Genomic DNA, 12,418 nt, shown 5'->3' with positions numbered 1-12,418 from the left:
TTCCTCGATGAGGCAACGAATAGGTGTACGCGCGCATTTTTCGTGAGTCAACGCGGGGGCTGGTGTGACAGGTGAGGTATTGCTAGCGTGACCGGACCCGACTCGATTCCTCGCAGAGAGGTGCGCTCGTGACCAGACTCCGCCGTGTCGCCTCCCTGGCGATGCCCGCCTTACTCGCTTCAACCTGCACGTTTTTCACGATGACGCCCCCTGTTGCGGCGGCGGCCCCGTGCCTCGGAACCGGCAGCCTCGGCTCGAGCGGCTCGAATCAGGGCATCAACCCCATTCCCTGGCTCAACGGAAGCGACGGTCGCCTTCCCGAGCTACGTGGCAAAACTCAGGCTATCGCGCACATCACCGGTCCGCGCAGCTCCAACGACACGATCGGCAGGTTCCGGGTGCTCGGCACCGACCTCGGCATCATGTGGGACAACGGCGGAGGTGAGATCCTCACCGCGTTCGGTGACACCGTCGGACTGAGCGACAACCCGCTGTGCGGTCTGGTCGGCGACTGGCGCAGCAACATCCTGTTGCGCAGCTCCGACAAGGACCTCACCGACGGGATGGGCATCGACAATTCCCCGATCGATACCCCGAACCATTCCAAGGAGATCATCCAGAGCAAGAAGATCCCGGGTGTGGAGCAGACCGTCATCCCCACCACCGGCATCTCGGTCGGCGAGGGTCCCGGCGCGACGCAGTACATCAACTACATGTCCGTGCGGAGCTGGGGCGCCCCCGGCGAGTGGGACACCAACGCGTCCGGCATCGCATACTCCGTGGACAACGGCGAGAACTGGGTCACCGACCCCCTGACGCTGCGGCCCAACGTGCCCGGCACGGGCGCCGAGAACTTCCAGATGGGCTCGTACGTCAAGCACGACGGATTCGTCTACGCGTTCGGCACGCCGTCGGGTCGCTCCGGCGACGCCCGGTTGTCGCGGGTGAAGGAAGCGGACATCCGGAACCTCACGCTGTACGAGTACTGGGACGGCAAGGCGTGGGTGAAGGCCAACGCCACCGTCGCCGCACCGGTCATCCCCGGACCCGTCAGCGAGTTGTCGGTGCAGTTCAACCAGTACCTCGGTCAGTTCGTGGCGATGTACACCGACGCCGGCAATTCGGTGGTCATGCGCCGGTCCGACCATCTCGAATCCGGCTGGAGCGAACCCGAGGTGCTCGTGAGCAGCCGGGACGTGCCCGAGTTGTACGGCGCGTACATGCACCCGTGGTCGCAGGGATCCGATCTGTATTTCCTGGCTACCACCTGGTCGGACTACAACGTCATGCTGCTGCGCACCAACCTCGCGGACTGACGGTAATCTGCGGGTGACAGCGTGCGCGGGACAGCGCGCACGCCACACGAGCAGAGGAGCGGTCTGTGGCGGCCACGGTGGAGCACGACGTGTCGGAATCCCGGTTCGAGATCTACCTCGACGGTCAGCTGGCCGGATACGCCGACTATTTCGAGCGGAACGGTGCCCGCGACTTCCACCACACCGTGACGTACCCCCAGTTCCGTGGTCAGGGTCTGGCCGCGGAGGTGGTGAAGGCCGCCCTCGACGACACGAAGGCCAGCGGGCTCACCGTGATTCCGTCGTGCTCGTACGTCGAGAAGTACATCGCCGAGAATCCGAGCTATGCGGAGCTCGTCTGATCCGGTCCGCCTGACCGTCCGCGCGACATGTGTGGTCGCCGCGGCGGTCGTGCTGGCCGGCTGCGGTGCCGGCGACGGTTCCGAGACCGATCCGGCGGCGTCCGCGCCGACGACGTCGGTGTCCGCGCAGCCCGGCGCGTTCGTGGGGGAATGCGGCTCGCTGACCGACGCCGAGGTGTACGAGCGGGCCGGGATCACCGGGCTCACCCCGGTGTCGCGCAACGGCATCAAGTGCCGGTGGGAAGCGGACGGCGGCGAACGGTACGTGATGTTCACCTGGTACCGCGGTAGCCCCATCGATCGGGAACGGTCGGTGGCCAAGGGCATCGGTCACGAGGTCCACGACCTCGAGATCGCCGGGCACCGCGGGTTCTCCTCGCAGAACGTCGGGTTCTGCGAGGTCGCGCTGGGCACCGGTTCCGACTTCGTGCACTGGCTGGTCCGCTACGGCACGGGCACCGCGCCCTCCGATCCGTGCGCGGCCCCGACCGCGCTCGGCCGGCTGACGTTGGAGAAGGTCAAGTGAGCGCCGCCCGCCGGCTCGCCGCGGCGGTGGCGTCCGCGGTGGTGCTCGCCGGCTGCGGCACCTCCGTCACCGGCAGTCCCCTGCCCGAGGGCGCGGCCGCCTCCGAAGGCGGCGGCTCACCGCAGTTCGACAAGCTCCTCCGCGAGTGCGACGCCGTCCCCAACGACAAGATCGCGGAGACCCTCCACGGCGCCGGCATCGACCAGTACTTCTTCGGCGCGGTGTGCATGTGGACGGTGTCCTCCGCCGCCGGATCCATCGACGTCACGTTCGGCTGGTTCGAGAACAACTCGCTGCAACGGGAGCGGAGTGTGGCGGACCAGCTGGGCTATCAGGTGGAAACCACGTCGATCGCGGGCACGTCGGCGTTCAGCGCCCGGCGTCCGGGTGATTCGGCGACGTGCGGGATCACCGCCGCCTACTCCGGTGTCATCACGTGGTGGGTGCAGCAGCGGTCTGGTACCGGCGACCCGTGCGACGGTGCGCGCACCCTCGCCGAACTGACCCTGCAACGCAACCAGTAGCGGCCGAAATTCGCTCGCGGTGGCCACGACCTCGCTGTTAGCGTCGAAGGACCACCGATCGAGCCGACCAGAGGACCCTTGCCGTGACCGCCACCGAGACGGCTGTGACTCGCCGGTTCGGGCCCCTGATCCTCTTGAACCTCGCGACGCTGTTCTCGTCCACGGGCAACGGCATCGCGATCGTCGTGCTGCCCTGGCTCGTGCTCGAGAGGACCGGTCGCGCGTCGGACGCCGCGATCGTCGCGGGCGCGGCCACCCTCCCGCTGCTGGTGTCGAGCCTGTTCGCGGGCACGTTCGTCGACCTGTTCGGACGTCGCCGCACGTCGATGATCTCCGACTGCCTGTCTGCCCTGTCCGTGGCGGCCATCCCGGTGATCGCGAACACGACGGGCCTCACCGTGACGGTGATCGCCGTCCTCGCCGCGATCGGCGCCGCGTTCGATCCGGCCGGGATCGCGGCGCGGGAGTCGATGCTGCCCGCCGCCACGAAGTCGGCGGGGTGGTCCCTCGACCGGATGAACAGCCTCTACGAGGCGAACTACAACGTGGCGTATCTCGTCGGTCCGGGCATCGGCGGTGTCCTCATCGCGACGGTGGGTGCGGTGAACACGTTGTGGGTCACCGCCGTCGGCTTCGTGCTGTCCGTGGTCACCATCGCGTTCCTGCGACTGGAGAACGCCGGCAGACCCGACACGTCCACGCGCCCGACGTCCATCTGGCACGGCACGCTCGAGGGGCTGAAGTTCGTGTGGCACAACCGGCTCCTGCGGACGATCGCGCTCGTGGACATGGCGGTGGTCGCGCTGTACATGCCCGTCGAATCGGTGGTGTTCCCGGTGTACTTCACCGAACTCGACAAGCCCGCCCAGCTGGGTTCGGTGCTGATGGCGCTCAGTATCGGCGGCGTGGTGGGCGCCCTCGCGTACGGACCGCTCGCGCCGTTCGTGTCGCGCAGGACGCTGATGGTGGTGGCGGTGACGGTGCTGGGCGCGGCCATGGTCGCGATGGCGTTCCTGCCGCCGCTGTGGGCGATTCTGGCGCTGGCCCTCCTCCAGGGTCTCGTGTTCGGTCCGGTCGGCCCGATCGCCAACTACGCCATGCAGACTCGCAGCCCGGAGCACATGCGTGGTCGGGTCACCGGCGTCATGACGTCCACCGCGTACGCCGCGGGCCCGCTGGGCTACCTGCTGGCCGGTCCCCTCCTCGACAAGTGGGGAATCCAGCCGACGTTCTTCGTGCTCGCGATCCCGGTCCTGATCATCGGGCTGGCCTGCTTCGCGCTGCCCGTCCTGAAGGAACTCGACGACAAGGTGCCCGTCAGTTGAAGCCCATGACGTCGTTGCCCCAGGCGATCCGCATCTCGTGGTCCGGGTCCTTCACGAGGGTGTCCGCGCCGTCGATCAGCAACGTCGAGCGGTTCTCCTCGTCGTAGGGGGCCCAGTGCTTGGACCCGTCCAGCGCGGCGGGGACACCGTGCCGCGCGAACGCGAGCCACCGGCGCTGGATCCGGCCCGACACCTCGAGCGCCGTCTTCCGGCCGCCGAGCCAAAACGTCGGGTCGATGTTGAGGGTGTCGAAATTGCCGAAGACGTACGGGAGTTCGGTGGCGTGGCCGGCTCCGATCCGTGCGGCCTTGAGCATCGGCGTGGCCTGATCGAACCGGTACATCCACGTCGGCGAGTGCCGGCTGTGGGCGTCGGCCACCCACAGGGCGGGCATCCGGAACGCGGCGTCCCGCGACATCGCGAGCGCGCCCTTCGCTTTTCCGCGGTCCGGGTACGCCGACAGGATGTCGGCGAGGCGAGCGGCGGGCAGTTCCGGGTGATCGGTCGCGATCGCCCTCAGCATCTCCTGCACCGAATCCGAAGTGACCGGCAGCAGAGGCGATTTCATGAACTTGAAGATCGACGACTCGTCCTTGTTGGAACCGATGATGAGGGGGATGCGGTGCGAGTAGCCCTTCTGGAACGCGGCCACCGGGTAGCGGGGCAGGAAGTCGCGGTCCACCACGGGTGCCATGGCGAGCGTGCCCGGGATCCTCGTCGGAACCTCGTTGACGAGTGTGTCGCTGGCCTCGATCACCGTGCGGTACGGAAGGTGCAGCAGTGTGTCGATCTGCCCGGGTTCCACCTCGAGGATGTCGAGGAACTGTTTCGCGACGGTGGCCGCCCGCTCACTCCCGTAGACCGACGTGGCGGGCGGACTCTGGGCGATCGCGCGGTGGAACAGCCCCTCGGCGCTCGGACACGTCATCAGCGTGGTGATCGACCCGGCTCCGGACGACTCGCCGAACACCGTCACCTCGTCCGGGTCACCGCCGAACGATGCGATGTTGTCGCGCACCCATGCGAGGGCCGCGACCTGGTCACGCAGCCCGCAGTTGGTCTCGAACACCCGCTCGGCCGTCGAGAACGACGACAGGTCGAGGAAGCCGAGCGCTCCCACCCGGTAGTTGAACGAGACCAGCACGACGTCGCCGAGGGTGGACAGGATGCGCCCGTTGTAGATGCCCTGGGCTGCGGTTCCCAGGCAGTAGGCACCGCCGTGGATCCACACCATCACCGGCCGCGGAGTGCCGTCGGGTCTCGGGGCCCAGACGTTGACGGACAGGCAGTCCTCGTCCATCTCGAGTCCCGCATCGATGGGGACGGCGGTTCCGTGCCCCTGCGGCGCCATCGGGCCGAAGTCGACGCAGTCGCGCACACCTTCCCACGGTGCGGGCGGGACCGGCGCGCGAAACCGCAGGTCGCCGACGGGCGCCGCGGCGAACGGAATGCCCTTCCACGCGTAGACGTCGCCCTCGGGATAGCCACGCACGTCGCCGTCCCGGGCACGGACGACGAGCGTGTCGCCGGACTTGTCGACCTCCACGGACGAATCTCCTCACGCAGCACGTACCGGGAATCTCTCGCCAAACTACCAACGATGAGCAGGCAGGACCGATCGAACGCGAGATAGATCAACCGTGCGCTAACATTCCTGCGTGGCCGCATGGACCGATTCCGACGGCAAGAGCCTCCTCGACTATCCGCGCCCCTCCGTGGCGGTCGACGTCGCCGTCCTCACCGTCGACGGAACGGAACTGAAAGTGATTGTGGTTCCACGCCGTTCAGGCCACTTCACCCTTCCCGGCACCTTCCTCCACGAGGGTGAACGACTGCGGGACGCCGCCGAGCGGTGCCTGCACACCACGGCCGGGCTGACGGGCACCGAATTCCATCAGCTGGCGATGCTCGACGACCCCGACCGCGACGATCGCGGGTGGGTGCTGTCGATGACGCACGGCGCCGCGCTGCCCCGCACAGCGCTCCCCCGCGACACGATGCTGATCACCGTCGACGACGACCGGGTGACGCAGGAGATGGCGTTCGACCACGCGGACGTCGTCGCCCTCGCCGTCGCCGACCTGCGCGAGCGGTACGCGCGGGCCGTCGACCCGTCCGGCCTGGCCGGCGACACGTTCACGGTGCTCGAACTCCGCCGGGTTTACGAGGTGGTGTTCGGACGTCCCCTGCCGAAGGACTCGTTCCGGCGCCACATGATGCCGGCCCTCGAGAACACCGGCGACATGGCCGTCGTCGGGACCGGCCGGCCCGCGGAGATCTACCGGCGCGGCCCCGCGTCTCTCCCGCCGACCGCGGCCGCGTTCCTCGCCGGCTGAGCCCGTCGACCGACCCGGGCCTTTCCGCCCGCGGCACGGCCGGTGCTAGGGTCGGCTTGTTCTGACACGGGGTGCTCCGCACAGGCGGGGCTGAGAACACACCCGGGAACCTGCTCAGGTAATGCTGACGAAGGGATGTCAACGTTGTGAATAGCTCTGTCCACGATGCTGCCGGCACCGGCCAGCACGCCCGATTCACGGACCACTTGTGGGACCGGACCAAGGTGCTGCGCGAGGCGATCGACGAACTCGAGTTCCTGCGCCGCCTCGGCGACGGAACGCTGCCGCTGGACGTGTTCCGCACGTACATCGAGCAGGACTTCCTGTACCTCACCGGGTACGCGAAGGCTCTCTCGCTGGTCGCCGCGCATGCGCCGGGCCCGGTCGAGGCCGGGTTCTGGGCGGGCTCGGCCGCCGAGGCCGCCACGGTCGAGGCGACGCTGCACCAGAATCTGCTGACCAGCGGACGACTCCCCGAGTCGGACGTGGAGCCGCAGCATTCGCCGGCCTGCCTCGGGTACATCTCGTATCTGACGGCCGTCGCCGCCACCGAGCCGTACGCGGTGGCTGCGGCCGCGGTGCTGCCGTGCTTCTGGATCTACGCCGACGTCGGGCACCGGCTCGCGGCGAGCGCCCGTGAGGTGCTCTCCGCCGACCCGTCGCACCCCTACGCACAGTGGGTGACCACCTACGACGCCGAGGAGTTCCACGCCGCCGTCGCGACGGCCCGCGAACTCGTGGACGCCGCGGCCGAGGCCGCGACCGATGCCCAGCGTGAGGCGATGGCGGAGGCGTTCGTGATCGCCAGCCGCTACGAGCACATGTTCTGGGACACCGCTCTCAACAAGCAGGAATGGCCGGCGTCGTGACACTCTTCTCTCGTACCAAGCGCGCTGCCACCGCAGCCGTCGTCCTGGTCTCCGCCCTGTCGCTGCTCACCGGTTGCGCCGGTGACTCGCAGTCCGGCGACACCATCCGGTTCGCACTCGACTGGACACCGAACACCAACCACACCGGTCTGTTCGTCGCCCAGCAGGAAGGCTGGTTCGCGGACGCCGGACTCGACGTGCAGGTGCTGCCCTACAACGACACCTCGCCCGACACCCTGGTCGACGCCGGCAACGCGGAGTTCGGGGTGAGCTTCCAGAGTTCCGCGACGTTCTCGAAGGCCGCGGGCGCACAGACCACGTCGGTGATGGCTCCGCTGCAGCACTGGGCGACGGGCATCGCGGTGAAGGCGGATCGCGCCGACATCACCCGCCCCCGGGATCTGGACGGCAAGATCTACGCCGGGTTCGCGGACCCGGACGGCGAGGAGACGCTGAAGCAGATCATTCGGAACGACGGCGGCAAGGGCGAATTCACCACCGTCACGCTCGGCACCTCGGCGTACGAGGCCGTGTACTCCGGCACCGCCGACTTCACCGTCTCGTTCTTCGGCTGGGAGGGCATCGAGGCCGAGCACCAGGGCACCCCGATGCGCTACTTCCACTACACCGACTACGGCTTCCCGGATGCGTACGCGCTCGTCATCGAGGGCAACGAGCAATGGATGGCCGACCATCCCGAGCAGGCCCGCAAGTTCGTCCAGGCCCTGCAGCGCGGATACCAGTTCGCCGCCGACCAGCCGGACGAGGCCGCACAGATACTGATCGACGCCAACCCCGGCGCCTTCACGGACGAGTCCCTCGTGCGAGAGAGCCAGCAGATGCTGTCCTCCGAATACATGAAGGACAGTTCCGGAAAGGTCGGGACACAGACGGCCGAGCAGTGGGCGGGTTACTCCGGTTTCCTGTTCAAGCACGGCCTGCTCACCGGCCCCGACGGGGCACCGCTGACCACGGAACCCGACTGGTCGACGTATTTCACCAATGAGTACCTCGCTCAGCCCTGACCCCAGTCTCCGCACCACGGCCCCGGGCGCGTCCCCGCTGCTGCGGCGGGTGCTGCCCGCGGTCGTGGTCGTGGCGCTGCTGGTCGTCGCATGGCAGGTGTACGTGACGGTCAGCGGTATCCGGCCTCAGGTGCTGCCGTCGCCGCTGCGGGTGGTCCAACAGGGCTGGCGGGCGCGGGACGCCATCTCCGGTCACGCCTCCGCGACACTCCAGGTGACGCTGATCGGGTTCGCCGTCTCCCTGCTCTTCGCGTGGGCGCTCGCCGTGCTCGTGGACTTCTCGCCGTGGCTGCGACGCGCGTTCGTTCCACTGTTCGTCGTGTCGCAGACGCTGCCGATCATCGCGATCGCGCCGCTGATGATCATCTGGTTCGGATTCGGTCTGCTGCCGAAGATTCTCGTGATCGCCCTCGCCACGTTCTTCCCGATGACGATCGGTCTGATCGAGGGTTTCGCCGCGGCCGACCGGGAGGCGGGCGCGTTGTTGCGCAGCATGGGTGCCTCACGATGGCAAGAATTCCGCTACGTGCGGCTTCCGTCGGCGATCCCCCGGTTCTTCACCGCCCTGCGCATCGGCATCACGTACGCCGTGGTGGGCGCCGTGTTCGCCGAATACGTCGGGGCCACGGCCGGTCTCGGCATCTACATGGCGACGCAGAAGAACTCCTTCCGCACCGACCTCGTGCTGGCGGCGGTGCTCGTGACCGCCGTGATCAGCGTCAGCCTCTACCTGCTCACCTTCGCGGTCGAGCGCGTCGTCGCCCCGTGGATCAAGAACGAAAGGGCCCGGCATGAGTGAGACCGCGCGCGTCGCACTGTCCGGTCTGAGCAAGGGGTTCCCGGTCCGCGGCGGCATCCGGCCCGTCCTCGACGACGTCTCGTTCACCGTCGAACCGGGTGAGTTCGTGTCGGTGATCGGCCCGAGCGGGTGCGGGAAGAGCACCGCGTTCTCCATGCTCGCCGGTCTCGACCAACCCGACGCCGGCACCGTCACGATCGGCGGCGAACCGGTGCGTCCCGCGGGGAGTGGCCCCGCGAAGTGCGCGTACATGCCGCAGAAGGACCTGCTGTTCCCGTGGCGCACCGTCCTCGACAACACCACCCTCGGACTCGAGGTGCAGGGCGTGCCCCGGAAGCAGGCGCGGGACAAGGCTCGGGAACTGTTCTCCGTGTTCGGTCTCGGCGGGTTCGAGGACGCCCGCCCCAGCCAACTGTCCGGTGGGATGCGACAGCGGGCCGCGATGCTGCGGACCGTCGTCCAGGACCGTCCGGTGCTGCTGCTCGACGAGCCGTTCGGCGCCCTGGATTCGTTGACCCGCACCGAGATGCAGACCTGGTTGCAGGACGTGTGGCAGCGCTACCGGTGGACCGTGCTGATGATCACCCACGACATCCGGGAGGCCGTCTACCTGTCGGACCGGGTGGTCGTGCTGTCCGCGCGGCCCGCGACCGTGCGGCGCGAGGTGACGGTGGGCCTGCCGCGTCCCCGCGAATTGTCGATGATGACGTCGCCCGAGTTCGCGGACGTCGAACACGAACTGCTCGGGGTGCTCCACGAGGAATCGCGCCGGGCACTCGTCGAGCAGGAGTCGGCCCGGCGCTGAAATACGCGGCCTCTCAGAGCAGTGCCGCCTCGAGTTCGCCGAGAGCCGTCTCGAGATAGAAGAGGATGCGTTGCAGGCTCGGCACCGAGCGGCGGCACCCGATGACACCGAAATCGAGGTTGCCGCCGTTGGTGGTGAGTGTGATGTTGAGTGCCTGCCCGTCCAGCACCACCGACGTGGGGTAGATGCCGTCGAGCCGGGACCCGTTCCAGTACATGGTCTTCCGCGGCCCCGGGACGTTGGAGATGATCACGTTGAACGGTGGCGGCGTGAAGCGGACGAACCCCGGCACGGGCGTCAGGGCGATCGGCGACATGTTGAACGCGGACCACGCCAGCGCCTGCATCGAGGTGAGGCTGCCGAACAGTTCCTTCCCCTGGGACATGGAGGCGGAGATCGCCGTCAGACGCTCGGCCGGGTCGTCGACGTCCGTCGCCAGGTTGCACAACGTGACCCCGACCGCGTTGCCGCCGGCGTCGGCCTTCTGCTCGTCGCGCAGCGACACCGGAACCATCGCGATCAGCGGCTCGTCCGGTAGCGCATTCTGTTCCTCGAGGTACCCCCGCAACGCCCCGGCGCACATGGCCATCACCACGTCGTTGACACTGACCCCCGCCGCCTTCCGCACGGCGTGGACGCGTTCGAGCGGCCACGACTGCGCGGCGAACCGGCGCGCGCCACCGATCGGGACGTTCAGCATGGTGCGGGGCGCCTCGTACGGGAACCTCATGTCGTGCTGCCCCATCGCGGTGCGGGCGATGCGCAGCGACGCCGGTGCGAGACCGGCCACCTCACCGACCGTGCGACGGACCCCGTTCACCACCGACCAGAGGTCGGGGGCGGCTCCGTTGGCCGACGCTCTTCGCGGCAGGTTCCACGGCGGCGGTGCGTCGCGCACATCCGGGTCGGTCGACAGCGTCCGCATCAGCAGCCGCAGCCCGGAGACCCCGTCCATCAGCGAGTGGTGCAGCTTGGTGTAGATGGCGAACCGGCCGTCGCCGAGACCCTCGATCAGATACATCTCCCACAGCGGGCGATGACGGTCCAGGAGCGTGCCGTGCAACCGGGACGTGAGCGTCAGCAGTTCCCGGACGCGGTACGGGGCCGGGAGGGCCGAATGACGCACGTGGTATTCGAGGTCGACGTCCGACTCGTCGGCCCACCACAGGTTCCCGAGACTGCCGACGGGGCCCGCGGGCTTCTTCCGGAAAGTAGGGTCGACGTCCGTGTGCTTCAGCAGAGTTTCGTGCATCGACTTCACGTAGTCGGGGCCGGCATCCTCCGGCGGTGTGAACAATTCGAGCGATCCCACGTGCATCGGATGCTCTCGCGATTCTCCGAGAAGGAATATCGAATCGGTAACCGGCATGATCCCCACCTGGACGTTCACCCCCGCTCGGTCACTATCCCATTACGACTTTTGCCTGGATGCTACGTCGGGCGTAGCGTCCGTGCGACCAACTTCGATGTAGACCGTACGGCGCAAAGAGGTGGAAACCTAAAGGCAGCATGTCGATGGGCACCGAGGCCGGATCGGAGGCAGGCTATGAGCATTGCGACTTTCGACTTCTGCCCGTCACCCCTCCCGGTGACGCGGCGGGAGTTCGCCGGGACCAGCCTGCAGTCGACGGCCCTCGCGCACACACTCCGCCGCACGGTCCGGCCGTTCCTGGACGGGTGGGCGCGCTACCCCGAACTGCCGTGGCCCGCGGGAGTCGTCGACCTGTTCGGATACTCGCTCGGTCCCATCAGCGGAACCGTGCGCAGGCCCATTCGGCTGCCGAACTGCCGCGCCGAGTGGATCCGGCCCCCGGGTGAGCTCGCCGACCGGGCGATCCTCTACCTCCACGGCGGGGCGTTCCTGTGCTGCGGGATCAACTCCCACCGCCAGATGGTGTCCCGGATCTCGGCGGAGTCGAAGGCGTCGACGCTGAACGTCGCGTACCGGATGATCCCGCGGAACCCCATCAGGGCGGCCGTCGAGGACGGCGTCGACGGGTACCGGTGGCTGCTCTCGCACGGGTACACCGCCGACCGCATCGTCATCGCCGGCGACTCGGCAGGCGGATTCCTGACGTTCATGGTGACGCTCGAAGCCCTGCGCCAGGGGCTGCCGCGTCCCGCCGCCGACGTCGCGCTGTCGCCGCTGACCGACCTCGACCCGGTGAACAAGCTGGCCCATCCCAACGCCGACCTCTGCGCTGTCTTCCCCAAACGCGCGGTCGGTGCCCTGTCCAGGCTGATCGAAAGACTGGACACCAGGGGCGGGCACGAGCCGTCCACGTCACCCGTGGACGGCTCCCTCGCCTCCATGCCGCCGGCGCTGATCCAGACCGGCTCGCGGGAAATGGTGTACGTCGACGCGGAACTGATGTCCGAGCGGCTGTCCCAGGCGGGTGTGCCGTGCGAACTGCAGGTGTGGGAACGGCAGGTGCACGTCTTCCAGGCCGCCGCCGGTCTGCTTCCCGAGGGCACCCGCGCCATCCGCGAGATCGGCCGGTTCATCCGCAAAGCCACACCCGTGAGTACTTCTTAACCGCCGGACGTTAACA

General features: G+C 68.2%; 13 protein-coding genes and 1 riboswitch. Of the genes, 11 read left to right on the top strand and 2 right to left on the bottom strand.

Translation table 11 applies throughout. The features are described from left to right. Window positions 1–200: 200 nt before the first annotated feature. The 5 genes from QM806_RS09980 to QM806_RS09960 all read left to right on the top strand — a co-directional run bounded on the left by QM806_RS09980 (window position 201) and on the right by QM806_RS09960 (window position 4,032). Window positions 201–1,316: a glycoside hydrolase family 183 protein gene (locus tag QM806_RS09980; protein WP_242322806.1), complete on the top strand. Its 1,116-nt coding sequence runs from the start codon at window positions 201–203 to the stop codon at window positions 1,314–1,316. Between the two features lie 65 nt (window positions 1,317–1,381). After that, window positions 1,382–1,657, top strand: coding sequence for a GNAT family N-acetyltransferase (locus tag QM806_RS09975; RefSeq protein ID WP_005252788.1), 276 nt, complete (start codon window positions 1,382–1,384; stop codon window positions 1,655–1,657). Further along, the gene (locus tag QM806_RS09970) at window positions 1,641–2,183 is read left to right on the top strand and encodes a DUF3558 domain-containing protein (protein ID WP_133984705.1); all 543 of its coding nucleotides are present in this window, start codon (window positions 1,641–1,643) and stop codon (window positions 2,181–2,183) included. Before QM806_RS09975 ends, QM806_RS09970 begins: the two co-directional genes overlap by 17 nt. Continuing rightward, complete coding sequence (locus QM806_RS09965) at window positions 2,180–2,707, top strand: DUF3558 domain-containing protein (protein ID WP_133984706.1); 528 nt, start codon at window positions 2,180–2,182, stop codon at window positions 2,705–2,707. The genes QM806_RS09970 and QM806_RS09965 overlap by 4 nt, the downstream gene beginning before the upstream one ends. Window positions 2,708–2,790: 83 nt before the next feature. Continuing rightward, the gene (locus QM806_RS09960; protein WP_005566684.1) at window positions 2,791–4,032 is read left to right on the top strand and encodes an MFS transporter; all 1,242 of its coding nucleotides are present in this window, start codon (window positions 2,791–2,793) and stop codon (window positions 4,030–4,032) included. Here the strand turns inward: QM806_RS09960 and QM806_RS09955 are convergent. Next, complete coding sequence (locus tag QM806_RS09955; RefSeq protein ID WP_005566683.1) at window positions 4,025–5,578, bottom strand: carboxylesterase/lipase family protein; 1,554 nt, start codon at window positions 5,576–5,578, stop codon at window positions 4,025–4,027. The two genes, QM806_RS09960 and QM806_RS09955, sit on opposite strands and share 8 nt — an antisense overlap. Window positions 5,579–5,690: 112 nt before the next feature. Between QM806_RS09955 and QM806_RS09950 the strand changes: the two genes are divergently transcribed. The 5 genes from QM806_RS09950 to QM806_RS09930 all read left to right on the top strand — a co-directional run bounded on the left by QM806_RS09950 (window position 5,691) and on the right by QM806_RS09930 (window position 9,866). After that, a complete protein-coding gene (locus QM806_RS09950) occupies window positions 5,691–6,368 on the top strand; it encodes an NUDIX hydrolase (RefSeq protein WP_054248573.1) in 678 nt (225 codons plus the stop codon). A gap of 57 nt (window positions 6,369–6,425) precedes the next feature. After that, window positions 6,426–6,521: riboswitch (TPP riboswitch) on the top strand. Beyond that, the gene (locus QM806_RS09945) at window positions 6,515–7,237 is read left to right on the top strand and encodes a TenA family protein (protein ID WP_005570523.1); all 723 of its coding nucleotides are present in this window, start codon (window positions 6,515–6,517) and stop codon (window positions 7,235–7,237) included. It overlaps the preceding riboswitch by 7 nt. Further along, window positions 7,222–8,262 carry an ABC transporter substrate-binding protein gene (locus QM806_RS09940; protein WP_065491850.1) on the top strand — a complete coding sequence of 347 codons (1,041 nt, stop codon included), beginning with the start codon at window positions 7,222–7,224 and terminating at the stop codon, window positions 8,260–8,262. The genes QM806_RS09945 and QM806_RS09940 overlap by 16 nt, the downstream gene beginning before the upstream one ends. Then, on the top strand, window positions 8,240–9,061 hold the full coding sequence (locus QM806_RS09935; RefSeq protein ID WP_005570525.1) for an ABC transporter permease: 822 nt from the start codon (window positions 8,240–8,242) through the stop codon (window positions 9,059–9,061). Before QM806_RS09940 ends, QM806_RS09935 begins: the two co-directional genes overlap by 23 nt. Then, window positions 9,054–9,866 carry an ABC transporter ATP-binding protein gene (locus QM806_RS09930; protein WP_005570526.1) on the top strand — a complete coding sequence of 271 codons (813 nt, stop codon included), beginning with the start codon at window positions 9,054–9,056 and terminating at the stop codon, window positions 9,864–9,866. The genes QM806_RS09935 and QM806_RS09930 overlap by 8 nt, the downstream gene beginning before the upstream one ends. Before the next feature lie 13 nt (window positions 9,867–9,879). On the opposite strand, the gene QM806_RS09925 is transcribed toward QM806_RS09930, so the two are convergent. After that, window positions 9,880–11,235: a WS/DGAT/MGAT family O-acyltransferase gene (locus QM806_RS09925; protein WP_039952828.1), complete on the bottom strand. Its 1,356-nt coding sequence runs from the start codon at window positions 11,233–11,235 to the stop codon at window positions 9,880–9,882. Window positions 11,236–11,412: 177 nt separating this feature from the next. On the opposite strand from QM806_RS09925, the gene QM806_RS09920 reads away from it, so the two are divergent. Then, window positions 11,413–12,402 (top strand): alpha/beta hydrolase, encoded by a 990-nt coding sequence (locus QM806_RS09920; RefSeq protein WP_283291240.1) that lies wholly within the window; start codon window positions 11,413–11,415, stop codon window positions 12,400–12,402. The last annotated feature ends 16 nt before the right edge of the window (window positions 12,403–12,418 follow it).

Source organism: Rhodococcus sp. IEGM 1351, from assembly GCF_030056875.1.
GTDB lineage: Bacteria > Actinomycetota > Actinomycetes > Mycobacteriales > Mycobacteriaceae > Rhodococcus_F > Rhodococcus_F opacus.
The sequence above is the reverse complement of the archived record's forward strand: the minus strand, read 5'-3'. Positions and strand labels throughout refer to the sequence as shown.

Bases quoted from the DNA above. Each gene is read 5' to 3' on its own strand.
- QM806_RS09940 (WP_065491850.1), top strand. From the start codon at position 7,222: ATGGCCGGCGTCGTGACACTCTTCTCTCGTACCAAGCGCGCTGCCACC.
- QM806_RS09930 (WP_005570526.1), top strand. From the start codon at position 9,054: ATGAGTGAGACCGCGCGCGTCGCACTGTCCGGTCTGAGCAAGGGGTTC.
- QM806_RS09980 (WP_242322806.1), top strand. From the start codon at position 201: ATGACGCCCCCTGTTGCGGCGGCGGCCCCGTGCCTCGGAACCGGCAGC.
- QM806_RS09935 (WP_005570525.1), top strand. From the start codon at position 8,240: ATGAGTACCTCGCTCAGCCCTGACCCCAGTCTCCGCACCACGGCCCCG.
- QM806_RS09920 (WP_283291240.1), top strand. From the start codon at position 11,413: ATGAGCATTGCGACTTTCGACTTCTGCCCGTCACCCCTCCCGGTGACG.
- QM806_RS09925 (WP_039952828.1), bottom strand. From the start codon at position 11,235: ATGCCGGTTACCGATTCGATATTCCTTCTCGGAGAATCGCGAGAGCAT.
- QM806_RS09970 (WP_133984705.1), top strand. From the start codon at position 1,641: ATGCGGAGCTCGTCTGATCCGGTCCGCCTGACCGTCCGCGCGACATGT.